A 25,086-nucleotide genomic window follows, 5' to 3' on the forward strand; every position below is an offset into this window, starting at 1 on the left:
AACATAAAAGGTAATATTATGATCATTATTGAACATATTCTTGGCAATGTTAAAAAAGACCCAGTGTGGCAAGCACGTCAGAAAAATGCTGATGTTGATATTTTGATCCTCGATCAACGAGAAGCTCAGAAAAGCCGCTGCCGTAAAAATACCGAAAAAGGCCAAGATTTAGGTATCGCGCTGGACAGGAATGTCTTGTTATCTGATGGCGACGTTTTGCTATTTGATGAAGCTACCAACGCAATGACGATAGTTCAGATCTCCTTACGTGACGTCATGATGGTCAACTTATCCCACCTAAAAAATCTAAGTACAGAAGAACATATTCGTATTAGCTTCGAATTAGGGCATGCATTAGGTAACCAACACTGGAAAGCCGTTTTAAAGGGAGACCTTGTTTACGTACCGCTAACGGTAAGTGAAAAGGTAATGGGGTCGGTCATGCGCACGCATGGTTTTGGTGAAGATACCTTTACCTTCGTGAAGGGCGAAACTATTTTACCTGAATTGAGCCACTCTGAAGCGCGTTTATTATTTGGTGGGGCAGAAGAAACGGATACGCATGTTCATGTGGAATTAGGGCAGATCCACGGACACAGCCATAGTCATGGGCACAGCCACGATCACAACCATGATCATCATCATGACCATGGGCACTCTCATACACACAAATAACGTTCGTGTTAATGAGTAAGGAAAGTGATATGGAAGCATCTGACCTAATTAGAATTATGCAGTTTGGTGATTCAGCATTGCCAATTGGTGCATTTACATTTTCAAATGGGGTTGAATCCGCCATTCAAAAAGGTGTTGTCCACGACAAAGAAACGCTGAAATCCTTTGTTCACACGTCTTTGAAGGTTGCTGCACATTCAGATTGCATTGCTATTGTGGCTGCACATCGCGCCACTCTTGCTCAAGATAGCGACACATTGGCGAAAATTGATTGGGCTGTAAATAACCGTAAGCTGAATGAAGAAGCACGAATAATGACAACCCGAATGGGGAAAAAACTCGCTGAAATCTCAGTTCATATTTTTGAAGATCCACTAGTGAGTGGATGGCTTGCAAAAATCAAAGCGAATGAGGTTCCGGGAACCCAGCCGGTGATACAAGCCATGGTTATGGCAGTACAAGGAATAACAGAAAGAGATGTTGTCGTGATGCACCAATATGGTATTGCCATGACAATTTTAAGTGCGGCGATGCGATTAATGCGTATCACTCACTATGAAACTCAGCATATTCTTTTTGAATTAAATGAAGAAATTAAGGTTTTTTGTGACATCGCAGCCTGTGGTGACATAGAACAAATGTCCTCATATGTTCCTGTTATTGATGTCTTAGCTGCGGTACACACTAAATCATTTGTCCGTTTGTTTATGAACTAACGAACAACTAAAAATTTTGGGGAAAAACGATGAAAAAAATGACTCGGATCGGAATTGGTGGGCCTGTTGGCTCAGGAAAAACTGCAATTATTGAAGTGATCACCCCGATCCTTATTGAAAGAGGCATTAAGCCGCTAATCATCACAAACGATATTGTGACGACCGAAGATGCGAAACAAGTAAAACGTACCTTGAAAGGTATTCTTGATGAAGAGAAAATTTTAGGTGTTGAAACGGGGGCATGTCCTCACACCGCGGTACGTGAAGACCCAAGCATGAACATTGCTGCAGTTGAAGATATGGAAGAACGTTTCCCTGATAGCGACGTGATCATGATTGAAAGTGGTGGCGATAACCTTACTTTAACTTTTAGTCCTGCACTAGCAGACTTCTACATCTATGTCATTGATGTAGCTGAAGGTGAAAAAATTCCACGTAAAAATGGCCCAGGTTTAGTACAAGCTGATATTTTAGTTATTAATAAGATTGACTTAGCGCCTTATGTTGGTGCTAGCCTTGATGTGATGGAACACGACACGAAAATCGTTCGTGGCGACCGTCCCTATGTACTAACCAACTGTAAAACAGGGGAAGGGGTTATTGAGTTAGTTGATATGATCATGGATAAATTCCTCTTTACGCACCAAGTTCCAAGGGGGTAAAGATGACGAATTTCAGGGCAGATATAGCAAATACTCCAACGCGTGTTAAAGCTCATATTTTAGGCAGCAATGCACCTGAACTCGCCGCATATCAAGATGAACCGAAACAAATGCAAAGTGGTGCTGTTGGTAAAAGTGGTTACTTAAAATTAAGGTTTGCTCAAGGTGAATATCGTAGTGAGCTGGTGGAAATGGAGCGTCGTGTTCCCTCATTAGTGCAAAAAGCACTTTATTGGGATGAACTGATGCCCCAACTGCCTTGTGTCACGATGATTTCAACTTCAGGTAGCCTATTACAAGGTGACCGACAAGCCCTTGATATTATTGTTGAAAAGGGGGCTTGTGCTCATGTGACAACGCAGTCTGCGACCAAAGTTCATATGATGGAAGCGAACTACGCTACACAGTACCAGAATATTGTCGTTGAGGAAGATGGGTATTTAGAATATTTACCAGACCCAATCATTCCTCACCGTAATTCTCGGTTTATTACTGACACGCGGATTAATATTCATCCAAGTGCAACGATGATTTACTCAGAAATACTGATGTCAGGTCGAAAATATCATCACCCAGATGAGCAGTTTGGGTTTGATGTTTTTTCATCACATATTCGAGCAGAGTCATCGTTAAATAAAGAGTTGTTTGTTGAAAAATATATTTTAGAGCCCAAAAAGGCACCGCTAAACATTACTGCGGTTATGGATAGCTTCGATACTTTTGGCAATGTGATTTTACTGACACCTAAAATTCATCATGAACGCATTTTAGAACGGTTAGATGCGATATATGACCCGAAAAATGAAATTGCTTTTGGGGCAACTCAATTACCGAATGAGTGTGGGTTAATATTTAAAGCATTGGGGGTTGATAGTCCAAAAGTGAAGGATGCCGTCAGGTATTTTTGGCAAATAGCGAGAGAAGAAATATTAGGTATTTCGCTACAAGAACCTTTTTTATGGCGTTAAATATTTTTTAGCAATGAGATACACAGTAGTCATAAAGTGACTGAAATAACCTTTTGGGTTATCAAGGTAATTTATTAATATATTATCAGTAGAGTGATTTTTATAATTTCTCTACTGATATTCCTATTAAGGAATTTCACGATGGAAAAAACAATAAACCAGAACGCTTGGAATAAGTTGGCCAGCGAAAATATAGCGATACAATTTATTGATATCGTTTTGCGTGGCTGTGCTCAAGTTATGTTTCAAAATAACGCACTAACCGGACTTCTATTTTTTATTGCGATTTTCATCGGTGCTTTTTTAGAAGGGATGCCGCAAGTCGCTCTAGGTTGTTTGTTAGGCACCGTTGTCGCTACACTTACAGCTTATATTAGTAAGTTAGATACTGAATCGTTGCGTTCAGGGCTTTATGGTTATAATGGCTGCTTAGTTGGAGTTGCACTACCGACTTTTTTAGAGAATACCCCATTTGTTTGGTTAACTATCGTATTAGGGAGCATTGTTTCCGTTATAGCCACTATCTCTTTAATGGATTTTCTAAAAAATTGGAAAGTCGCAGCATTAACTGCTCCTTTTGTTTTAGTATCATGGATTATTCTGCTCGCGAGTTATAACTTCTTAGGTATTGAAGGCGTTGCGTTACCAACTCCTGCTCTGCCAAAACAACTTATTGAACCTATAGGGTCAATTCCTCACAGTGACCTAATCGCTGATATTTTTCGTGGTATTTCTGAAGTATTTTTACTTAGTAGCATGGTTGTTGGTATCATTTTTGTAATTGGTCTAGCGGTGAGTTCTATGTGGGCGGCGATATTTGCCGTATTTGGTTCTCTTCTTGCTTTTATCGTTGCGACCTTTTTAAAAGGTGATTTTGCGAGTATTCACACTGGTTTATATTCATTTAGCGCTGTATTAACCGCGATTGCTCTAGGTTCTACGTTTAATAAACCGAGCTATCGGGTGGTGGTTTATGCCATCGTTGGTGTGATATTCACCGTATTTGTTCAAGGCGCACTCGACATTATTCTTGAACCATTTGGTATCCCGACTTTAACGATGCCATTTGTTCTAGCATCATGGCTATTTTTAGTACCGAACCAAGATATTATGCCTAAGCATCGGCAATAATATTGCAATAAAACTTTTTGGTATTCAATTATGAAAAAAAATGCAATATATAAATATATTCAAAATATGAGAATGCTACGCATAGTGCTCTCATTATTAATACTTGCTGATGGGGGCTTGATTATTTCCCCCATCATTTCAACTTATGATTTCCATTTATACTCGCAGCATCTAGGTTTTGTTGATTGGCTACAATCTTTAGGTTTAGTTAAATTATTAGATATTCCAAGGTTTGCTATTGGTGTAGTGCTCATTATTCTTGCTATTCCTGTTTATTTAGGACTGCGTATAGGTTGGTTATTTAGCTGCTTTATGCTGTTCATTATTATGTTAATTAACTTGGTATTAGCGAGAGAAAATGCGCTGACTGGAACCTTTTCACTAATAGTGTTGATTATTGCCATTGCAAATTGGAAAGCATTTAATCGCCATAGCTTATCTGGCGCTGGCTTTGTTGCTTTTATGAGCTTAAGCGTCCTACTGGGCTATTCTGTATTTGGGACTTTGTATTTAGGCGAACAATTTCAACCTCATGTTACTGATATCTCATCCGCATTCTATTTCGCTTTAGTTTGTATGACGACAGTCGGGTTTGGCGATATTATTCCGATTAGTGTTGAAGCTAGGTTATTTACAATTTCGATTGTTATTTTAGGTATTACAATTTTTACAACCTCTATTGTCTATTTCCTAGGGGTATTTGCAAAGAGCACACAAGAAATTGTTAAGAAGAGATTATTTCGTATGAAAAACCATTACATTATTGTTGGCGCAAGCCCTTTAGCTTTAAACACCTACCACGGATTAAGAAAACGCGACTTAGACGTCATGGTACTTTGCCATGAAGAACAGAAAAAGAACTATCCAGATAATGCGCAAGTTATTGCCACGGAGAAAATTAATAAACATACATTAAATAGCGCTAATTTAGGCCAGGCTAAAGCATTATTTATTCTAGGTAGCTCTGATTCTGAAAATACTATTTCTATGTTAGCGGCGAAAGAAATTGTTGGCGGAAACATTAAAAGTGTTATTGCTGTCAATGATGATAAAAATTACGAAAACATGCAGTTATTGCATGCAGACTTGCTTATTTCTCTCTCATCTTTAGGGAGTGAAGTGTTGATTAAAATGATTTTTGGAGAAAATATTAATAACCAAGTGATGGAAAATATTATCTTTTCAAACAACATCTTAGATTCATAGTATGCAAGGGTCTCAATTGTATAATTGCTGTTATGGAATATCTACAGCTTTATCATTTATACGAAGAAATAAAAATATAGATAAGAGATAGAGAATTTATTATGGATCTAACCGTTATTATTTTTATTTTAGTGTACGTCGCAATGGCTTTTGGGACTTTCCCTGGGATTAAAATTGACCGTACTGGCGCATCTGTAGCGGGTGCATTGGCCATGATAGGGTTTGGGATTATCTCGCCAAAATTATCTTGGGATGCTATTGATTACAGTGCAATTGGGCTATTATTTGGTTTAATGGTGGTATCCGCATCATTTACGGTATCAGGTTTTTATCACCAAGCGGCTCAAAAAGTCGCTAGCTTAAATATTAGCCCACCCAAATTAATGGCGGTTTTCATTATTGTTGGGGCACTTCTTGCTTCAGTACTTACAAACGATATTGTTGTCGTTGCAATGACGCCTTTATTGGTGTCTATCACGTTATCTCGAGGCCTTAACCCTATTCCTTTTTTACTTGGCTTTTGCTTTGCTGCCAATAATGGTGCCGCCGGTTCTTTAATTGGTAGCCCTAAAAATATGGTTGTTGCACAAGGATTGGACTTATCTTTTATTGGAATACTCAATATTACGGCTATTCCAGTATTATTTTCAATTCCAATTGTATGGTGTGTGATCTCCTTACTTTATCGTAACCGCTGGTATTTATCTGAAGATAAAAAATTATTAATGTCTAGTGGTGAGCCTTCAGTTATTGAATTTAATTGGTGGGAAACAATAAAGGCCGCTACAGTTTTATTTGCTGTTATTTTGGCTTTTTTATTCAGTGATTTGCCGCGTGAGCTTGTTGCATTATCGGCAGCATGCTTTTTATTGTTAAACAGAAAAATAGCGTCCAGTGACATGTTAAAGCATGTTGATGGTGACTTAATTCTGCTAATGATGGGGCTATTTATTATTAATGCCGCATTTTCAAATACGGGTATTCCTCAAGAGATACTACATTACTTATTGGGTAAAGGTATCGACCTAAATAGCCCGATTACGTTATTTTTAGTCACTATCGTGATGAGTATTTTTGTCGGAACCACACCAACGGTTATTTTATTGATCCAGTTTGTTTACCCTCATGGCAATGTTGATTTACTCGGTGCAGCGTTAATTTTAGGTGCTTGTTTTGCAGGTAATATATTTATATTCGGTAGTATTGCTGGAATTATTGCCGTTGAACAATCTTCAGCCCACGGCATTAAAATATCGTTTTTAGAGTTCACTAGATCTGGCGGTATTATTTCCATCATTTGTATTTTTATTGCTGTTGTTTGGTTATCCATCTATTAGCTTATAGAGAGCTGAAAATATGTTAGAAGTTAAAAACTTATGTATAAAGCAAGATAACCGAACCTTATGGGATTCGCTTTCTTTTTCACTGGATAAAAATGAGCGATTAGGGATTTCAGCACCGAGTGGTTTTGGTAAAACAACCTTGGGCCGTGTATTAGCACAATGGCAAATACCGACCCAAGGAAATGTATTATTTAATGGTAAAAGTTTATCTCAAAAAGAATATTGTCCTATTCAGTTAGTTCCTCAGCACCCTGAAAAATGTTTTAACCCGTACCGGACAGTAGGGGAAAGTGTTAGGGATGCTTGGGAGCCTGACCCATACTACCTTGAAAGGTTGTTCATTAAATCAGAGTGGTTGGTTAGAAGGCCAAGTGAGCTTTCTGGTGGTGAACTTGCTCGAATTGCCTTATTAAGAGCCTTAGACCCAAGAACAAAAATATTAATTGCGGATGAAATTACCGCACAGTTAGATGCGCATTTACAGAAAGATATATGGCAGTTTTTAATTCAACTTTCGGAAGAAAGACCATTATCGATGATTGTTTTTAGTCATAATAAGTTCCTATTGGAAAAGGTGTGTACATTGGTTTGGAATATGGCAATATCAGAATGAATTATCTTATAAAGCTAAATAAGATTACTGGCTATTTAATATCGTCATTTAACGATTATTGATTAACGATGTTCAATTAATGTGTGTGCTTTAATTTAAATTCTAAAAACGATGTCTTTATATCTATGATATTAAATAGAGGGCGTTGCAATGGTAGCTGTTGATATTTTATTAGTCGGTTTTGGCGGCGGTATTGGTTCATTACTGCGGTGGTGGATTGGTCGCTTAGTGGGGGAGCGCTATCATGGGAAATTCCCATTATCAACATTCATTATTAATATTTCAGGAGCATTTGTTATTGGTTTTTTAAGCCGTTATTTTGCGATCGATTGGGATGACCGTTATGGTGCATTTCTACAATCAGCAATTTTAACTGGATTACTGGGGGGGTATACAACGTTCAGTAGTATGCAGCTTGATGCCTTGAAGTTAACTCAAACTAGACAAAAATTGCTCGCCTTATTTTATTTATTACTTTCGGTTTTAGTTGGGTTAGCTGCGGCATTTACTGGTGCTTGGTTAGCAAACTAACAGGGGCTAAAAATGAATATCATGATCTTAGTTTTTATTGGTGGTGCAATTGGTGCAATTTGTCGCGAGTTATTGATGATATCTGTTCCAACCATGAATGACCATTTCCCTCTTGACATATTTATAGCAAATATCGTCGCATCCTTATTGTTGGGTATTGTTGCAGGCTTACTTATGAGAAATAAAATAAGCCAAGGGATGAATGCTTTTTTAGCTACAGGGATCATGGGAGGGTTATCGACATTTTCCAGCTTTGTGTATGGAGCAGTGGAAATAATGAAGTACCCACAGTTCTTCTTAGTTGCAATAAGCTATTTGGTTTTAAGTATCGTTATCGGGTTTGTTGCGATTTATATCGGATACTCAGTAGGTAATAAGCAATATAGTTAATTATCATACTAATATTTTTAAATTTATAAGAGAATAAGAGGTTTTGAAATGAAAATAGGTAAATCAATATGGCATGGGATCACTTCAAAGCCTTATAGATTACAATTATTTTTTGATATAATACTTTTAATATTATCACCTGTGATCTTCATAAGTATAATTGGCTTTGATACTAAAACTCTAGATATGGATGTTTTTATTGTTACATTAGTTATTCTGATTTATATTTACATTACACGTTGGTTTAGCCATTGGTATTGTAATAGACGTGAAAAATAAGTGCATAGATATACAAAAATTTGATAAAGCTACATTTGCTTTTTTGTCATAACTAGCGTCTGTTGTGGTCTAAAAAGAGAGGAAGCTTCATGGCTTATAAAGAAGAAGCTTCCCTGTTTTTCCTTACTATTAACTTGTGATTTTCCTTTTCTTTATAATCCTTATAATGTTTAAAACCAAGCTAGCAAGGATTGCTACAACCCCGCCTATAAATGTCTCATATACCCTTGATATGGGAAGTAAATAAGTTGGGTTATGTAAAAATAGCGTTTCCTCAAGAAGAAGTAAAACAAATACAGTAATAGAGAAGGTCTTTAGCATGTAATTTAAACGGAAAAATGTAGGGATAAAAAATATGGTTAAAGCTAATACAGATAAGTAAATATAAGTTTCTTTTGATTTTGTTATACTAAACATAGTGATGACAAAAGCTGCTGCTAATAGACTTCCTAAAAACCTAAGTAACGTAACTTTTATTATATTCATTTCTTTTGGGTGGAGTAACATAATGAATGTTAGAGGAGCCCAATAAGGTTTGTATAGATTTAGATAGTCGGGTATTGAAAGGCTTAAGAATAGAAAAAAGCTGAAAAAGAAGGCTCTTATATATATTTTTTCGTCACTATGATAAATTGCTTTTGAAAATAACCCATTTTTAAACGCATGAATTTCATTGTTTTTATGTTTCAGTAGGCTAAAAATGACTAAACTAACGGCAACCCCCGAGAGATATGCCATTGGCAAGTCAATGCTAATAGAGTCTAACGTTGTTCCCATACAGGAAAAAATAATTAAAAATGGAAATGTGCGATCTAAATAATCATCTTTTTTGTAAAAAAGGTAATAACAATATGATAGGATAAATAAATAGATATAAAAATAAATGGTTAGCTTTAGTAGAAAACCAATTCCCCCACCAACGATAACCAAACATAATAGAAAAAAGATGTAAAAAATATTGCTGCTATCAGGTTTTGCATCATAGACGATATTAGAGAATAATGTTGTTATAACGCCAAATACTCCACCAATGGTGCCAAATAAAGAGAAACAGATAGTTGAGTTTACTATTGCTGCAATCAAAAATGTTCCGTTATTTCTAAAGTTAACATATTTTAATTTTTTATTAATATCTTTCATATTGCTCACTCATTTCATTTTTTAAGTTGTTTGTATCATATTTTTGAATGAAGTTATATAGTCGGAAAACGTATTGTTTTTATGTACAAAGGTGCTTATTTAAATAATATTAAGCTAATTTTTATGTAAATTTTAACTAATTGGTAAACTTAATTGGTGGTTATTCTGTTGGTTCCTAAAACTGAGTAGGTTTTTTAACAGATAAAAATTGTTGCAGCCCACGATAAACAAGAGAGCATCGGTATGGGCCTCACATAGGTAAGCGTCAATTTTTACCTAATGACATTACGCTGGCAATATCACATATATCAGTCACAGTTATAGTGAGCTTCCTGAGGGGGATGTGAGTACAATATCGAGTACTCTTAAACAACACTCGGACAATGAAGTTGATAATAGATAGAGTCGAGTTGAAACTTAGGAGAGTGTTGAAATTAGCGGGCTTTACAAACGAAAACAGACGTCGATTGACGTCTGTTAATAATGAGGTGGTGCCGGACTCGGAATCGACTTTTCATTATAACTAGTTGTATTTAAAAATATTAATTGAATTTGATTTTATTTGTACCCTCTTTTGTACCCTCGGTCCGTTTGGTGGGTTTTGTTGAGCACGGTTGGGGCGATAGAGCGCAGCAAATAGATTGGTTTTTTGCACAGATGACAGGTGTAATTATAACGTATTCGAATCCTTTTTAAGTATACATTTAATGGGGATCATGTTCATGTTAATTGTTTCTAGTATGAATCATGGTATTGCCAATTTGACATGTTTAATGATGTCTTATTGTGTCATTTTTGTTTAATTCCTCAATGCCTAATTCAGTTAAGATCCAACGGTTTGATATGTGCCATTGAATCCAGTCTTTTTTCTCCAGCGAATTGAGCGTGAAAATCTGACGTTGCGTAACCGATTGAAACGACTTAATCGCAAGACGTTAGGGTATTCAAAATCATCTGGCATGCATGACAAGATCATTGGGACTTTCATTGAGCGAGAGTATTACGTTTGAAATGCCATCAACCCTTTGGATACGTGACCCATTTTTTATAAAAATAGTAATCAAAGTGGAAGTAGGCTTAATTTATCCATCCAATATAGGATAAACTCAAAGTGATCAGTACTTATTCAATTCAATGTCACACACATGACACACGCATAAGGGCCATCTCTGTCTTGGCAACGTTCAACATAAACAGCTAACACGCCACGACAATCTGGCACCTCCTTACCAATATAATGCTCGCTATTACCAACCCATTTATACTTTCCCCCACAATAACGAGCAAGGCGAGAGCCTAAATGTTGCTGATGGATCTTCATTGCTGCGGATTTACGGATGATATTCATGGTTCACCTCATACTAAGCCATGCTCAGCGAAAGAGAAGATTTGCTGACCACCGATGATCAGATGGTCAAGTACTCGAACTTCAATTAGCTGCAATGCTTTTATTAATTGTTGCGTGATAGATTTATCCGCTTGGCTTGGTGTGATATCGCCTGACGGATGATTGTGTGCAAAGATAACGGCAGCAGCATTAAAATGAAGTACTCGTTTGACGACTTCACGAGGATAAACCTGTGTGCTGCTAATCGAGCCAGCAAACAGGGTTTCACTGTTTATCAACTGATTTTGTTGATTCAAGTAGAGCACAATAAACGCTTCACGCTCTAATGCTGACATTTTTAGCTGTAACCAATCCCTCACATTTTGCGTTGATGTAAAAGCAATACCCGGTTCACGCAGATACTTATCCAGTATGGTCAACGCACGTTTGATAGTACGTTGTTCATTAGGAAGCAGTGTTAAGGTATTCGTATAAGTATTGATACTCTCCATCGTTAATATCTCCATCATTACGAGGCTAGTTGAAGCATATTTTCAGCCATCACCCACAAGGCTCGGTTAAGCTTCACATCACCATCAATCCCATTCACTGAACGCGTGCGAGCGCGTTTACCTTTCGCATTTCTGCCTGATAATCCCCCTTTAATTAAATTTTCTTGCAAACGTTGGTACACCGTCCAAAGATCGTCCTTCTTATCTTCTACACGGCGTGGCTGTAATACTTGCGCTTCGGTCACAGGTTGATGCGCTTCACCATAACGATATGTGAGAGCAGATTGAGCAAAGATGTGTTGGGCTGGTGGCGGTAATAATAGGGACTGCATGGCATCACGTTGCTCATCCATGCGTTTAAATAGCCCTAACACTTCATAAGCCCCTTCAATCACTTTTTCCACCACATCGCCCTTGTGCGGTACACGCACCTCACCAAAGGTTTGTCCGCAAATTAAGCCATTCTGACAAACGAATCGGAACATCCCCGGTAACATCTGATAACTCGATGAGCCATCATGACTATTGAGTAAGATGATTTCAGGCACTAGGCTGCCCGTAATTTGGTCATGGCGTCTCAGCCGTAACAGATGCTTAGTATGATCTCGACGGCTGTCATCTCGCACACGCGTTTGGCAAGCAAAGAACGGATAGAAGCCTTCTTTTTGAAGACTATCCAATAAGGTAATCGTAGGGATGTAAGTATAACGTTCACTTCTGGATTCGTGTTTTTCTTCTGAAAATACGCTAGGTACTGTGCGAAATAACTCTTCGGTAGTTAGCGGGCGGTCACGACGAATAGAGTAAGCATTGCCAAAACGGGAAGCTAAACGAGACATAGGGGTTCTCCTCAATAATTAAACTGATAAATCATTCGATAAATGGATTAAATGAAGATTGCTGGTGGGGGAAAGATAAAACCGTGACTGATAAATCAGTCTATAAGGCGAAAGATTTGTGCTTGCTCGGGATGTTGCATTGCATAGTCACGAAGTTGGTAAAAATACTCTACCAGCACAGAACTCTCGGTTTTAAACGACCAGATGCTATACACCATTAGACAAACTGCGATACCGGCTGCTTCAGGGCTTAACTCAGCTTCATTTCCGTTATGCGGGTTAAACATTTGCAGGGAGGTTTCGAGCATATCAGGCCAGATAAATGCGCCGCCATTAGACAGCATACTGAACTCCCAGAAAGCATCTTGATAGCGATGACAAAGCTTCGCCATCATGTTAAAGATATCGCCTTCAATACGTTGCCAGTCTGGCACAGTACCAAAGTAAAAACGCCAGAAGGTACTACGACCACGGGAATTGACGAGGTTGGTTTTGATAACCGTTGATTCTTGCTCTTGTAAAGTAAACATAATAGAACTCCAATTCAGTCGATATTGATAGACAGTAATAAACAAAAAAGCCCTACACCTTGCGGTGCAGAGCTTTCTCGAAATGATAGGTATATTGAGTATCATTTTTAGTGACGCATTCTGATGATTGATTCACTAAAATAATATAGATATAAAAATAAATGTAAGTTAATTAATGGGTTAGTCTGATGATGCTTTTATAATGAATCAGATAATACGAAGGCGTAAATAAGGACGTGGTTAATCGATTAGATGGAAAATGGCGGAACGTTCTGGGTGTTGCGCCGCATAATCACGCAATTGATAAAAGCGATCGACGAGGATGTCACTTTCCGTTTGAAATGACCATAAACTGTACATCATCAAACACACAGCAATGCCTGCCGCTTCACAGCTAACGTTAGCCTCATTGCCGTTATGCTGATTGAATAGCGTAAGCTCCTCTTGATTCAAATCGGGATAAATAAAAGCGCCGCCATTAGATAAAGTGCAATATTCCCAATACCCGCCGTGGTAGTCCTCACAAAACTGGCCCATGGTAGTAAAAATCACCACTTCAAAGGTTGAAAAGCCTTTAACGTTGCCAAAATGAGTTTGCCAAAAATGCGTGCGCTGGCGGTTGGAAGCGGGTGTTGAGATGATGGGTTTAAGTGTCATAAAAAAGCCCTTTTGTGGATGTTACGAAATAAAAAAGGCAGACCGATTGGTCTGCCGTTATGTTGAATCTACATTGAAATAGTTGAGTTTTAGTGGTCACTAAATAGCCCGTTGAGTAGTCGTTCAATGGCTCCCCCCAATAAGGTTGTGCAAGCAAGCGTCGCCCCAAGTCGAGCCGCTTGAATTTCCGTGTCGGAATACTTGCCTTCAAGCGCAAGTTGTTCATTGACCGTCTTCTGGGTGTAGTAGGTGATAGACACCAGTGTCACAACACTCACAGAGGTGGCGATAAGTTTAAAAATGGACATAGATTACCCTTTAGTCAGGCGTTCATTGAATATGAACGCCGAATAGTGTGTGAAAACTCAGTATTGATATCGGGCGATATCCGGTTTTTGAAAGGATTGTGTTTGGTAGTAAAATAACGCTTTTGCTATTCCGTTAATAATTTGAGGGGTTTCAAGTTTACCTTGATACGCCCATGCGACGGCATCTGTTCTTGCTAAACGGCTCAATGTTTTTTCCATCATAGGGGTAAAATCCTCCTGCCCTTGTTTATCCTCTAGGTTATACAGAACATGCGTTAGAACAGGCTTTTCAGGGTTAACGAGGCTCCAAATAAAAACTTGGGTGATTGACCAGTCGTGTGCATTTTGTTGTGCACGTTTTAGGTCTGTGATGTATTGCTCCGTGATTTGAATGGCTTCATTTTGCTGGTGTCTAAATTGTGTTAACGCATTGGCATTGTGTTGCTGAAGCTCAGAGACCTTTTTCCGGAGCATTGCCTCGACATTTTCCGTTTGGTTTAACCACGGTAATAAATACAGGCCAACATCAGGGGCGTGGTCATTCAATGTCTCCGTTAACGTATTCCACGCTTTAAGCTGGCGCTCGGCTTCCTCTGACGGAGTATAACCGGCATTAAATGCAATCGGTGTCGTCATTGCATAGGGCTGGTCAACATTGCCTTTGAGCAATGACCAGTCATGTTGGGACAGTGTTGTGATGAGCTGTAAAACCTGTGTAAGTCTCTGCTCCTCAAGGGTTGAATCTGTTTTCGGTGTTTCCGCATTGGCAAAGCGCGGTATGAATTTAGTCATACCGTCTATTGCCGTTTGATACCAGTTATTTAAATCGTGGTTAATGGCGTTTTGTAATGCCCCTTTAGCTAACTGACACTTATAGACCACCAAGGGCCTTTCTTGTTCATCCGTTAAGGTTTCCCATGTTGGCGAAACACAATCTTTACGATGGTTGAGTACCCCACCGAGTGTGACACTGCGGTCGTAATCATAAATCAATCCTTGAACACGCAAAATGTCTTGGGAAACAGTCTTAGCAGTCGTTGAGGTTGCATCATCACATCCCAGCAAGAGTGCGCTGCTGATGCAGACGGTATAAAAAATAGTTTTCATCTTAATACCTTATAATTTAACGAGTGATTGAATATATTGGTAATGGGGCAAGGCTTGAATAAACGCCTCTTCACATAACCGTTGGTTGAGGTCTTCACGATAACGAAAGCCCCGCGCCGTCATGACCACGTCTTGCAAGGCGATCACATCAAAGACATGAATGTGCTGCGCGATATCAGCGGCGAGATACCAATGACCGTGGTAATAAATCAACTTATACGGGGCGACGTTCGTGATGCTTTTTCCTTGGTGGGTAAATTGCAGTAAACGCCGTTTCACAATAGCTTGTGTGAGGACATAAAATCCCCCAAACAGCGAAGGACGCTGCTTAGGTGGTGTATGGTAGACAATGAACGGTGAATCAATCGTCGGGTCGAGCAGAACCGTCAGCAGCTTCCTGTCTAAAGCCGGAAACAGTGAGGTGACATGCGTAATGGCGGCAAAGCGCAATATGTCCTTATCGGTACGAAAGGGACGCTGTGATGCTGCCAATCGATAGCCACCTTGGTGATATTCCAAGTCCAGATATTGAAGGCGCTCATTAAAGTCACGCCGTAGGGTACGAGTCGAGACATTGAGCTCTTCTGACAGCTCGGATAAATAAACGGTTTCTCCTCGAAATAATTGACTGATAATAAACGCCAACCGAGACGCAAGCCGGTCATGGCGAGACACAGATGTCGACATGATGTTGTCCTTATTAAAATAGCTCCGGCAAGCGGATAAAATGGGAGTGGTGGGCCTTATTGCGATAAGGCTTTTTGTCGTAAGTACGCCACAATGATGCAGGCGGGGACGGTGACGCGATAAGCGGGTCCCGCTAAGTCAGCGACAAGCCATGCCGAGCTCACGGCAAGACCAATCGGCCCAGCAATCAAGGAAAGTGCTCGGTGTGCGGCAAAGAGTGTACCAATGGTGGCAACCCCGCCGAGCGCATTAATCACACCAATGGCTGAGAGTGTGGCCACTTCCAGAGCAGCAATGCCTGAGGTACGGATAGCCGCTTGAACCGCAATCAAAATCAATTGTGGCGTGGGGTTGGTGAGGTTAAGTTGCATATCACGAGAGAAGGTTTGTAGCTCTTCTGTGGTCAGCTCATTTAAGCTTTTTTCTAATACTTTCAATAACAAATTTAATTCCAAGGTTTCGGTATTACCCTCCTTTGGATAATTGACATCAAGGTGGTCACAGACATCTTGTAAAATTTCACGGTACAACACGCCTTTATTACCTCGAACGAGACTCATCAAGCTGTTAGCCCCAAAGGCTTGCAGCTCAGCCGCAATCGACATCCAATATTGTTGGTGTTCAGGGTGGTAGAGTTGATATTCAGGTGAGCTGGTCAAGGTTTCAGTCCAGCGCTTTTGTCCATCTTTACTGTCGTGAGTCAGGACGGATACAAGTAAGCCCAGTTCTTCATTACTGCATTCACGTAAGAACGCTAAATCGGTATCTAATCGGTAAGTTGCCATCGGTGTTATTCCTTAGCTTGAAAAAGAGAACACCACGATAACAACCTCACCGGACAGGTTATGTCCGGCTATTTGACTTTTTTTCGGAGGAAAAATGAAGGGAAATGACAGGGTGTGTCACAAAAGAGTTATATCATTTTGATATGTATGCTATTTCATATGTCATAACAGTACTGTATATTTGAAATTTTCTTGAGTTAACACCAACTTAAAAGACTGGGATAAACCAACCATGAGGAAATTCTAAATAACTAGTCTATTATGCTCATCATTTGCGACCGTGATATTCTTTCTCAATCAGCTCCGTAACCATATCAACAATGGACTTATTGTAGGCTTGGGCCAACTCATCCAAGTGATTTTTTACATCAATATCCAACTCACAATTTAATATTTTTATATTGTTTCGTCCTTTACGATATGCACGTTGTCTCCACGCTTTTTTCATATCCAATAACAACATTTTTCTCTCACTATGGTGTCTAAAATGCCAAGAGCGCAGTACGGCATAAATAACTAAGGGTAATTCCCCTTCACCACTTGGATTAAATAATTCAAGAGTATTAATCCCCCCGTAACTACGCTCAGCTCTTTCTTTATCATTATATTTTTTTAAGTATTCCCATGTCCAAATAGCCGCATCTCTTCCTCCATCGCTTAACCAAGTCATCTCTTTGACATTTTGAGACTCCTCATTCCATTGCGCCTTAATTTCGTCCATCAGCATTTTTTTTGTATTGCGCTGAAAAACCGCGCAATTAAAAAAATAGGTAATCGCTTTGAATCTATCTATATGTGATAATTGAACAGGTTCAATGCGAAGTAATTCAAACCAATTTCTTGGGACATCATCATTATATTTGGATAAATAAAATCCTGATGCCGCTCTATCAATATCGAAAGCATATCGACGATAAAATCCCGAATTATCACCACTATTAAATAACACTCCCCAAATAAAAGCGCATGCATTTTCGTCATTAAAAAACCAAGAGAAATCAGACTCCGGTAATACATTCCTCTCCGTTACATCCATTGCTGAGAAAAGATATTCCTCATCTCGATAATCTCTTCTTTCGAGAAGATAATTTAACGTATCTTTAATTATTGTGAAGTTATTTACATCTAAACCGGGTGTATTCAGATGCTCAAGATATCTATTTCCGAGCAAAACTCTAATAAAGAAAAGTGCCTTTATTCCATTTTTATTTTTTATTAAGTTGTTGATGTATGATTGAATGACCATCTAAAATCTGCCTTCTACGTCGTAGTGTATGTGCGTTTATTATGAATCTATTTTTATTTTTTTTATGTGACGTTGTAGGCATATCAGTACAAAAAAGATGAAAAAGGGAAGGTTATTTGTTGTAGGGATGTAGTGAAAAAAGGCGGTGATTTATCATTGAATGGATAAAAAGGAGCCTGTTATCGCGAGAAATAACGTGAATTTTCGCTTGAAAAAAGGACTAACTTTTCAATTCTACTGACTAAGCCATTGTAGTGTTATTTTATGTATAGGGTATGCTTTTGTATTTAATTGACCTAAAAGCAACCATATCAAAACTAGGATTGTTTATTATTATATTATAACTATATTAACTATGATAATACTCAATTTATCACCTTATAATTATACACTACGTTTTTCATTATAGTAGCAAACACAATGCTTACGATTAATTGTCTACTAAGTATACACTGCTTACTCTTATTGTACAGTCTTTAAACCAATTACTCCGCTAGAATAATAACGTATTCAAATAGTGATTACTGAACCCTATTTTTACATTAAGCGGTAAATAGATGCTCGTATTTAATAAATAACACAAATCATATCAACAACGGGTAATTAGAGTTCTACTGACAGTAATCACCTTTACATACGGCTTCCTCATTATCTGAAAATACTGATTAAGGAGCACCGTAAAATACTAATCTTGTTAAGCGACTGACTCGTTATCATTATCGGCCCTTACTTTTCATTAGAGATTAGGACTGATACCCATTAAAAATTAAAAATAACTTCTCTGCCTGATGATACGAACCTTTATTCGATCGCAGGTAACTAAAATGACAAATTGTGCACTTCACTTAAATCAAGTTGTTCTCTCAACCACGTTTGAACATGACTGTTTAACGCTCACTCGAGACCACTCACTGCGTGAGCTGGTGTCTCTACTCATGGGTAATATTAAACACCTTTCAAAACATCTAACTCATAAATTAGATTTATATAAAGGCATTCCTTTGTCGCCTAATAACCCACGCTTAAAACTCACCTCGACATCTCCCAAAGGTGAGCTCTTTTTAGAAACGCTCAAGTTCACCCGTTACATTCAATCAATGAAAATATCGCAAATACAGCGCTTGCATCCCACTCTTGTGCTCTTGGTCTCTCTTGTTAACAAATACCGCCTAAGCGACATTCTGATAGACAAAGATAAATACTGGTTGGTGGATACCCCTGAACACGTTCAGTGGCTTAATGAAGTCTTCCGTGAGTTTCAAAGCACATTGAAGAGCCCTGACTACAAAAAGCAAGTTCATACCTTCGAGCAAGGCGCTCAGAGGAACTACAGACGGGCTCAGCAGTACATTGACTCGTTGTACCAACGTTACTCCAAACTGTTAGTTGTACGAGTAGATCTGTCTTACAAAAGTGGTATTTGTCACAGAGTCAAAGCTCATCACCTTCGCCAGCATCGCCAAGCCCTGTACAAAGCCATTAATAGCAACCCACTCTTTTCATGCTGCGTCGGGTATATCTTGAAATTGGAATTCGGTATGGAAAAAGGCTTCCATTACCACGCTTTGTTTTTCTTTAACGGTCAGAAAGTGAGGCAGGACATCACGCTGGGTAAACTCATTGGTGAACTCTGGCAAGAACGTATTACAGAGTGGGCAGGCCTGTACTTTAACTGTAATTACCAAAAAGAAAAGTATCGTGAACTGGGGATTGGCTTACTAAAACGTGCTGATGCGGGGAGTAAGAAAGGATTGTTCAATGCGGTAAGGTATTTATGTAAAGCCGATGCATGGGTCCGTCTGGCTGTGCCTGAACTTAAACGCACCTTTTGGCGAGGTGAAATCAAACCAAGAAAACGCCAGTAGTTAGCAACCAAGTTATTTTTTACACATCCGGTTAATGATGTGGAGTGATATCCACATCCCATTTTTCGATATCGCTCCTGCTTTTTACACACATTAAAAACAGGAGTTTTACCATGAGCACGCAAACTGAAAATATTGCATTACTTGATGACCAATTTATTGACATGAAATTTATCACCGCACTAACGGGGTTAACGGATAAGTGGTTCTACAAATTAATCCAAGAGGGTGAGTTCCCCAAACCCATCAAGTTTGGTCGCATGTCGCGCTGGTTAAAAAGTGAAGTCGTACAGTGGTTACAAGCACGCATTGATGAATCGAGAGGAGCCAACACAACTCTTGAATCCTAAGGCGCTAGAGCGAGTCGCCGTGCATTTTCCATAGCATACCCACCCATTACCCACCAACTCAATTTCAACCACACCTGGTGCGATTGAATGCGCTCTAGGCAAAGCTACGCCCTAAACATACGAACCTGGCTCGATACGCATGCAGGCACAGCTCAGTGGTCTTCTAAGTTTCAAGGTGGGTTGCCGAGTGTGGATCCTGAATGTTGGGTACTCAGAACGTTTAGTTTAAATTTTACAGAAGGAGCACAACCATGCTTAAATTACACGAAGTCAAAATGTCGCTAGCCTTAACGCAGAACAATCGTTTCGTGGGAGCCACCCAAGAACCGAGTTATTCACGAGAAAACTATTACTGTGCTCACTGCGGTGAGCCCGTCACACTGCACAAGACGCCAACGGAGTCATGGTTTACCCATTCTGATCCTCAGAGCGCAGAGCATTGTCCGCGGGTCATCAGTAAGATCAAGAACTTAGAAGACAAGGCACGACTGAGCACACAGGTTCGATCAGTTTCACCAATATTAAAGATCACGGATTGGTTTTGCGTGCAGTGTCGTGAGTATTTTACAAGTAATCAAAAATGTTGCCCGAAGTGCCATGAGGGGATTTGGTGTATTCCTGCCCAGAATGTAACAGAGGAACATCAGCCTAAAACAGAAAAATCGTTTCCATTATGACCTTTTAATGCTCATGGTGTTAGGTTAATCAATCACGCTTTCGCTAAATGTGACCACGGTACTGCCACCAAAATTAAGCCTACCCTGATAAGCTCACCGAAGAAGAGGAGTTAAGGCAGAATTTTCATATCGAGGAACGGCTGTTACGCTACCACCCTATGCTGGAAGGTATACTGCTCAGTGAATGTGTGCGTCTTAAACAGCACGCTTTTGCTAACAAGTTAATCAGTTTATTTCAGCAATTTAATGATCCGGAAATACGCCCGAAATTGGTCTGGTTATGTTGGTATGATTTGCTGTTAGGGGCACAGTTAGACGATTGGAACCATACACTTAAGTTGAAATCCAAAGAACAACTCGTAGAATGGGTGATTGATAGGCAAGCCGAAAATTGGGGATTAACAGCTATCATGGATGAATATGTGTTGTTCAGCCGATAAGCATGGTAAAGCAATTTGGAGAGCAACATGAATAATATCATTAATGTACTGCTATGTAAGATATGCTGATGTTCTTTCTCATGATAAATCTCATATCTGATAACGTTATGCGTTCACTTCAGACTGTATTTGACCCTATATTTCCAGACACTTATGTAATTACCTTGCGGATGGCAATCAATCAGGCAAACTGATGTCACTGCTATATGTACAACCGTCCTCTGAGGCTTAAGTCATGCTGTCGTCGAGGGTGATGAATCCACTGAGATGCCCCTGAGTTGCGTAATACCCACCTTTTATCTATTATTGACAGGGGGCATAACTCTATATATGAGTATTCATATTTATTTAAATAGATAAAAAATATTGTTGGATTGTCTCACTTTACCTATAATTAAAACCATTTATTTGAGATAAGTTACTTATTATTGTTTGATGTGAAAGCGAGTTTTTCGTTGTCTTTTTAATGGTCTCTGAGGACGGATTTGCTTTCGAATAATTTACCGTTTTACCTTATGAGCCTTGGTTTACGGCTAAGGGCGGTAGCATATCAAAATATCAATAATGCTTTACTTTCTAAATTTGAATACAGCACCTTACTTCTGTGTTGTTTAGGAAAAAAGGGGCAGAATGCCAATTGCTTTTGCTTAAATGAAAGGATCATTGAATGAAAATTTACCGCCCATTATGGAATGAAGGCGCATTGTTCTCTCCGCAACAATTTCAACAACAAGCTTAGTGGGAGGTATTTACAAATCAAGGTGTTTCCGGTTTATCTTCTCCTTTTACCTAGGGAGTGGAAAAAGTTGAACTGGATGAATCACTTTTATCGTCAGGTCGCTTGCAAGTTCATCAATTACGGGCGTGGTTGTCAAATTAACTATGCCATTTCAATAACCACTAATTAAAGTGATATCAACTTTTTGGAGATCTAAGAGGCCAACCTATATCAGCCGTTTGCTGAAAATAATGAAATATCAAAAGGGTGCGGACTAAAGTGGGGGGAGGGGATCACAGTAAGATTTATCTGTAAGTATATCTTATTTATAGATAGTTTAGTTAACAACTATCTCACTCGAGCTTATTTGTGTATAATAGCCAAAATTAGTTGAGTAAATTAAGAATTATCAGTGAACAGGTAGCTGTAAGCCCGGGGCGGTAGCGTGCCAAAATCATGAGCTAACTACTTTTAGCACTCTGTTTTTCATAATCAAAATACGACTTATTATTCCAAGATGAAAATATTAGTTACTGGTGGTGCAGGCTTTATTGGTTCTGCGGTTGTTCGTCATATTATTAATAATACCAATGACGCTATTATTAATGTCGATAAACTAACTTATGCAGGAAATTTAGAGTCGCTTAACTCTGTTTGTGAAAATAATCGCTATACATTTATTCAAGCAGATATTTGTGATGCAAAATTAATTACGGATATATTTAAGCAACATCAACCCGATGCCATAATGCACTTAGCAGCCGAATCACATGTTGACCGTTCTATTGATGGCCCAAGTGAGTTTATCCAAACCAATATCATTGGTACTTACACATTATTAGAAGCCGCGCGCCAATATTGGAATCAACTCCCAACAGATAAAAAAGCCGCCTTCCGCTTTCACCATATATCCACTGATGAAGTTTATGGCGACCTTGAATCAACAACAGATCTTTTCACTGAAACAACACCATATGCGCCAAGTAGCCCTTACTCTGCGTCAAAAGCGTCTAGTGATCATTTAGTCAGAGCGTGGCAACGTACCTATGGTTTACCAACCATCGTAACAAACTGCTCTAATAACTATGGTCCATTCCACTACCCTGAAAAACTGATCCCTTTAATCATCTTAAATGCATTAGAAGGAAAAGCTCTGCCTGTTTACGGTAACGGACAACAGATCAGAGATTGGTTATATGTAGAAGACCATGCACGAGCACTCTATAAAGTCGTTACTGAAGGTAAGATTGGTGAAACCTACAATATTGGCGGTCATAATGAAAAAGCCAACATTGATGTGGTAAAAACAATTTGTAGCATCCTTGAAGAACTCGTACCAAACAAACCGAATAATATTGAGAATTATAGTGATCTAATTACTTATGTGACTGATAGGCCAGGTCACGACTTACGTTATGCCATTGATGCTACAAAGATTAAAAATGAACTGAGCTGGGTACCGGACGAAACATTTGAAACGGGTCTACGTAAAACGGTTGAATGGTATTTAAAGAACTCAGAATGGTGTGAATCAGTTCAAAATAATAAATATAATAGAGAAAGACTAGGGGCTTAAAAGTGAAAGGTATTATTTTAGCGGGTGGTTCTGGTACAAGGTTATATCCAATAACCATGGGAGTATCTAAACAGTTACTACCTATTTACGATAAACCTATGATTTATTATCCGCTATCAGTACTTATGTTAGCAGGGATCCGTGAAATACTTATTATTACAACACCTGAAGATCAAAGCAGCTTCGAACGCTTATTAGGTGACGGTTCTCAGTTTGGTATTTCATTACAATATGCAATACAACCAAAACCTGAAGGTTTAGCGCAAGCTTTTATTATCGGCGAAGAGTTTATTGGTTCGGATAGTGTGTGTTTGGTTCTGGGGGATAATATTTTTTGGGGGCAAGGTTTCTCGCCAAAACTACTAAAAGCTGCTAGCTCGCAAACAGGAGCGACAATATTTGGTTATGAAGTTCAAGACCCTGAAAGATTTGGTGTTGTAGAATTAGATGCTGATTTTAATGCTGTCTCTATAGAAGAAAAACCTCTAAAACCAAAATCAAAGTATGCAGTTACTGGTTTATATTTTTATGATAACGATGTTATTGAGATCGCAAAAAATATCCGGCCATCTGATCGTGGCGAACTTGAAATCACCACTGTAAACCAAATTTACCTAAAAAATAAGAACCTTAAGGTTGAATTGTTAGGTCGAGGTTTTGCTTGGCTAGATACGGGAACACACGATAGTTTGCTTGAGGCATCTAGTTTTGTGGAAACCATAGAAAAACGCCAAGGTTTTAAAATCGCTTGTTTAGAAGAAATAGCTTATCGCCAGCAATGGTTAACAGCAGAACAAGTGTTAGAAACAGCAAACAAATGTAGAAAAAATAGTTACGGCGAGTATTTGATTAATCTTATAGGGAAATAATAATGAAACTAGTGAATACAATTGAATTTAAGAAACTTGGTGATGATAGAGGTTCGCTGGTTTCATTAGAGCAAAATAAAAATATTCCATTTGAAATTAAACGTATTTATTACATCTTTGGCACTAAAGATGGGGTTTCACGTGGGTTTCATGCACATAAAGAGTTAAGACAGCTCGCTATATGTGTCCGTGGAAGCTGCCGTTTTGTTATGGATGATGGCAAAAATAAAGAAGAAATTATTTTAAATTGTCCGCATACAGGTTTATTGATTGAGCCTATGCAATGGCACGAAATGTATGATTTTTCAGAGGACTGTATTGTCGTAGTTCTAGCAAACGACCACTATAATGAAAGTGATTATATCCGTAATTATAGTGATTTTCTTACTTATAATAATTCTCTAGCTTAAATATGATATTACAATCTAAAACAGTAAAACTTCGTTTAGTTAATGAGAGTGATGCATCTTTCATATTATCACTTAGATTAAATGAAAACTATAATAAATTCTTATCTTCTGTGAATAACGATATTGAAAAACAAAAAGTTTGGATCAGAAATTATAAACAGAAAGAAAATAATAATGAAGAATTCTATTTCATCATCGAAACTCTAGATGGCATTCCTTGTGGAACTGTCAGAATTTACGACATTCACAATAACTCATTTTCTTGGGGGAGCTGGATACTGAATGAATCAAAAACAAGAACTGCCGCTATAGAAAGTGCATTATTAGTATATATTTTCGGCTTTGATATTAAAGGTTATTCACGTTGTCACTTTGAAGTTATGAAAGGAAATGAAAAGGTAATTTCATTTCATGAAAAATTCAATGCCAAAAGGACTCATGAAGACGACATTCATTATTTTTATGAAGTATTTCCTAGTGATATTTTAGATATTAAAAATAAATTTCAAAATTTTATCAAGTAGGTATA

29 protein-coding genes and 2 pseudogenes are annotated in these 25,086 nt (G+C 38.5%); 20 read left to right on the forward strand and 11 right to left on the reverse strand.

Going from position 1 to position 25,086, the window contains the following annotated elements; all coding sequences use genetic code 11:
* Nucleotides 1-18: 18 nt before the first annotated feature.
* The 10 genes from ureE (at nt 19) to RB151_RS04470 (ending at nt 8,235) form a co-directional block, all read left to right on the forward strand.
* The gene (ureE, locus tag RB151_RS04425) at nt 19-675 is read left to right on the forward strand and encodes an urease accessory protein UreE (protein WP_042848771.1); all 657 of its coding nucleotides are present in this window, start codon (nt 19-21) and stop codon (nt 673-675) included.
* Nucleotides 676-704: 29 nt separating this feature from the next.
* Complete coding sequence (locus RB151_RS04430) at nt 705-1,391, forward strand: urease accessory protein UreF (RefSeq protein WP_042848770.1); 687 nt, start codon at nt 705-707, stop codon at nt 1,389-1,391.
* A 29-nt stretch (nt 1,392-1,420) separates the two neighbouring features.
* On the forward strand, nt 1,421-2,053 hold the full coding sequence (gene ureG / locus RB151_RS04435; RefSeq protein WP_048608267.1) for an urease accessory protein UreG: 633 nt from the start codon (nt 1,421-1,423) through the stop codon (nt 2,051-2,053).
* Between the two features lie 2 nt (nt 2,054-2,055).
* The gene (locus RB151_RS04440; protein ID WP_042848768.1) at nt 2,056-3,021 is read left to right on the forward strand and encodes an urease accessory protein UreD; all 966 of its coding nucleotides are present in this window, start codon (nt 2,056-2,058) and stop codon (nt 3,019-3,021) included.
* A 141-nt stretch (nt 3,022-3,162) separates the two neighbouring features.
* Nucleotides 3,163-4,152 carry an urea transporter gene (yut, locus tag RB151_RS04445; protein ID WP_071547768.1) on the forward strand — a complete coding sequence of 330 codons (990 nt, stop codon included), beginning with the start codon at nt 3,163-3,165 and terminating at the stop codon, nt 4,150-4,152.
* Between the two features lie 30 nt (nt 4,153-4,182).
* Nucleotides 4,183-5,358 carry an ion channel gene (locus RB151_RS04450; protein WP_042848766.1) on the forward strand — a complete coding sequence of 392 codons (1,176 nt, stop codon included), beginning with the start codon at nt 4,183-4,185 and terminating at the stop codon, nt 5,356-5,358.
* A gap of 101 nt (nt 5,359-5,459) precedes the next feature.
* Nucleotides 5,460-6,695, forward strand: a complete 1,236-nt coding sequence (locus RB151_RS04455) for an SLC13 family permease (RefSeq protein WP_071547769.1) — start codon at nt 5,460-5,462, stop codon at nt 6,693-6,695.
* Between the two features lie 19 nt (nt 6,696-6,714).
* Nucleotides 6,715-7,314, forward strand: coding sequence for an ATP-binding cassette domain-containing protein (locus RB151_RS04460; RefSeq protein WP_071547770.1), 600 nt, complete (start codon nt 6,715-6,717; stop codon nt 7,312-7,314).
* 150 nt (nt 7,315-7,464) lie between these two features.
* Entirely contained in the window at nt 7,465-7,845 is a 381-nt protein-coding gene (crcB, locus tag RB151_RS04465) for a fluoride efflux transporter CrcB (RefSeq protein ID WP_042848763.1), read from the forward strand.
* Between the two features lie 12 nt (nt 7,846-7,857).
* A complete protein-coding gene (locus RB151_RS04470; protein WP_042848762.1) occupies nt 7,858-8,235 on the forward strand; it encodes a CrcB family protein in 378 nt (125 codons plus the stop codon).
* Nucleotides 8,236-8,643: 408 nt separating this feature from the next.
* Here the strand turns inward: RB151_RS04470 and RB151_RS04480 are convergent, their stop codons facing one another.
* Nucleotides 8,644-9,654: an FUSC family protein gene (locus RB151_RS04480; RefSeq protein ID WP_071547771.1), complete on the reverse strand. Its 1,011-nt coding sequence runs from the start codon at nt 9,652-9,654 to the stop codon at nt 8,644-8,646.
* An 866-nt stretch (nt 9,655-10,520) separates the two neighbouring features.
* Between RB151_RS04480 and RB151_RS04485 the strand changes: the two are divergent.
* Nucleotides 10,521-10,664 (forward strand): annotated as a pseudogene (locus RB151_RS04485) (IS1 family transposase); the annotation flags it as partial.
* 116 nt (nt 10,665-10,780) lie between these two features.
* On the opposite strand, the gene RB151_RS04490 reads toward RB151_RS04485, so the two are convergent.
* The 10 genes from RB151_RS04490 to RB151_RS04535 all read right to left on the reverse strand — a co-directional run bounded on the left by RB151_RS04490 (nt 10,781) and on the right by RB151_RS04535 (nt 17,652).
* Nucleotides 10,781-11,002: a DUF987 family protein gene (locus RB151_RS04490; RefSeq protein WP_071547772.1), complete on the reverse strand. Its 222-nt coding sequence runs from the start codon at nt 11,000-11,002 to the stop codon at nt 10,781-10,783.
* Nucleotides 11,003-11,010: 8 nt separating this feature from the next.
* Nucleotides 11,011-11,493 (reverse strand): JAB domain-containing protein, encoded by a 483-nt coding sequence (locus RB151_RS04495; protein WP_094301198.1) that lies wholly within the window; start codon nt 11,491-11,493, stop codon nt 11,011-11,013.
* A 17-nt stretch (nt 11,494-11,510) separates the two neighbouring features.
* Entirely contained in the window at nt 11,511-12,332 is an 822-nt protein-coding gene (locus tag RB151_RS04500) for a DUF932 domain-containing protein (protein ID WP_071547774.1), read from the reverse strand.
* A gap of 95 nt (nt 12,333-12,427) precedes the next feature.
* Nucleotides 12,428-12,862 carry an antirestriction protein gene (locus RB151_RS04505; RefSeq protein WP_071547775.1) on the reverse strand — a complete coding sequence of 145 codons (435 nt, stop codon included), beginning with the start codon at nt 12,860-12,862 and terminating at the stop codon, nt 12,428-12,430.
* Between the two features lie 240 nt (nt 12,863-13,102).
* Nucleotides 13,103-13,519, reverse strand: coding sequence for an antirestriction protein (locus tag RB151_RS04510; protein WP_071547776.1), 417 nt, complete (start codon nt 13,517-13,519; stop codon nt 13,103-13,105).
* Between the two features lie 89 nt (nt 13,520-13,608).
* Nucleotides 13,609-13,827 (reverse strand): hypothetical protein, encoded by a 219-nt coding sequence (locus tag RB151_RS04515; protein ID WP_071547777.1) that lies wholly within the window; start codon nt 13,825-13,827, stop codon nt 13,609-13,611.
* Nucleotides 13,828-13,884: 57 nt separating this feature from the next.
* Nucleotides 13,885-14,934 (reverse strand): hypothetical protein, encoded by a 1,050-nt coding sequence (locus RB151_RS04520; RefSeq protein ID WP_071547778.1) that lies wholly within the window; start codon nt 14,932-14,934, stop codon nt 13,885-13,887.
* Nucleotides 14,935-14,943: 9 nt separating this feature from the next.
* Nucleotides 14,944-15,621, reverse strand: a complete 678-nt coding sequence (locus RB151_RS04525) for a helix-turn-helix transcriptional regulator (RefSeq protein WP_071547779.1) — start codon at nt 15,619-15,621, stop codon at nt 14,944-14,946.
* A 56-nt stretch (nt 15,622-15,677) separates the two neighbouring features.
* On the reverse strand, nt 15,678-16,406 hold the full coding sequence (locus RB151_RS04530) for a DUF3944 domain-containing protein (protein WP_071547780.1): 729 nt from the start codon (nt 16,404-16,406) through the stop codon (nt 15,678-15,680).
* 268 nt (nt 16,407-16,674) lie between these two features.
* The gene (locus RB151_RS04535) at nt 16,675-17,652 is read right to left on the reverse strand and encodes a hypothetical protein (RefSeq protein ID WP_071547781.1); all 978 of its coding nucleotides are present in this window, start codon (nt 17,650-17,652) and stop codon (nt 16,675-16,677) included.
* A gap of 824 nt (nt 17,653-18,476) precedes the next feature.
* Here RB151_RS04535 and RB151_RS04540 point away from each other — a divergent pair.
* The 9 genes and pseudogenes from RB151_RS04540 (at nt 18,477) to RB151_RS04580 (ending at nt 25,081) form a co-directional block, all read left to right on the forward strand.
* Nucleotides 18,477-19,517, forward strand: coding sequence for a YagK/YfjJ domain-containing protein (locus RB151_RS04540; protein WP_071547782.1), 1,041 nt, complete (start codon nt 18,477-18,479; stop codon nt 19,515-19,517).
* Nucleotides 19,518-19,630: 113 nt separating this feature from the next.
* Complete coding sequence (locus RB151_RS04545; protein ID WP_071547783.1) at nt 19,631-19,867, forward strand: helix-turn-helix transcriptional regulator; 237 nt, start codon at nt 19,631-19,633, stop codon at nt 19,865-19,867.
* 275 nt (nt 19,868-20,142) lie between these two features.
* Nucleotides 20,143-20,544, forward strand: coding sequence for a putative zinc ribbon protein (locus RB151_RS24585; RefSeq protein ID WP_423810735.1), 402 nt, complete (start codon nt 20,143-20,145; stop codon nt 20,542-20,544).
* 158 nt (nt 20,545-20,702) lie between these two features.
* Nucleotides 20,703-20,984 carry a hypothetical protein gene (locus RB151_RS04555; RefSeq protein ID WP_423810733.1) on the forward strand — a complete coding sequence of 94 codons (282 nt, stop codon included), beginning with the start codon at nt 20,703-20,705 and terminating at the stop codon, nt 20,982-20,984.
* A 667-nt stretch (nt 20,985-21,651) separates the two neighbouring features.
* Nucleotides 21,652-21,855 (forward strand): annotated as a pseudogene (gene tssK / locus RB151_RS23570) (type VI secretion system baseplate subunit TssK); the annotation flags it as partial.
* Nucleotides 21,856-22,219: 364 nt separating this feature from the next.
* Entirely contained in the window at nt 22,220-23,278 is a 1,059-nt protein-coding gene (gene rfbB / locus RB151_RS04565; RefSeq protein WP_071547785.1) for a dTDP-glucose 4,6-dehydratase, read from the forward strand.
* A gap of 2 nt (nt 23,279-23,280) precedes the next feature.
* On the forward strand, nt 23,281-24,147 hold the full coding sequence (gene rfbA / locus RB151_RS04570; RefSeq protein ID WP_071547786.1) for a glucose-1-phosphate thymidylyltransferase RfbA: 867 nt from the start codon (nt 23,281-23,283) through the stop codon (nt 24,145-24,147).
* 2 nt (nt 24,148-24,149) lie between these two features.
* The gene (locus RB151_RS04575; protein WP_024172666.1) at nt 24,150-24,557 is read left to right on the forward strand and encodes a sugar 3,4-ketoisomerase; all 408 of its coding nucleotides are present in this window, start codon (nt 24,150-24,152) and stop codon (nt 24,555-24,557) included.
* 2 nt (nt 24,558-24,559) lie between these two features.
* Nucleotides 24,560-25,081 carry a GNAT family N-acetyltransferase gene (locus RB151_RS04580; protein ID WP_024172665.1) on the forward strand — a complete coding sequence of 174 codons (522 nt, stop codon included), beginning with the start codon at nt 24,560-24,562 and terminating at the stop codon, nt 25,079-25,081.
* Nucleotides 25,082-25,086: the final 5 nt, after the last annotated feature.

It is taken from the genome of Providencia rettgeri (assembly GCF_001874625.1).
GTDB classification, from domain to species: domain Bacteria; phylum Pseudomonadota; class Gammaproteobacteria; order Enterobacterales; family Enterobacteriaceae; genus Providencia; species Providencia huashanensis.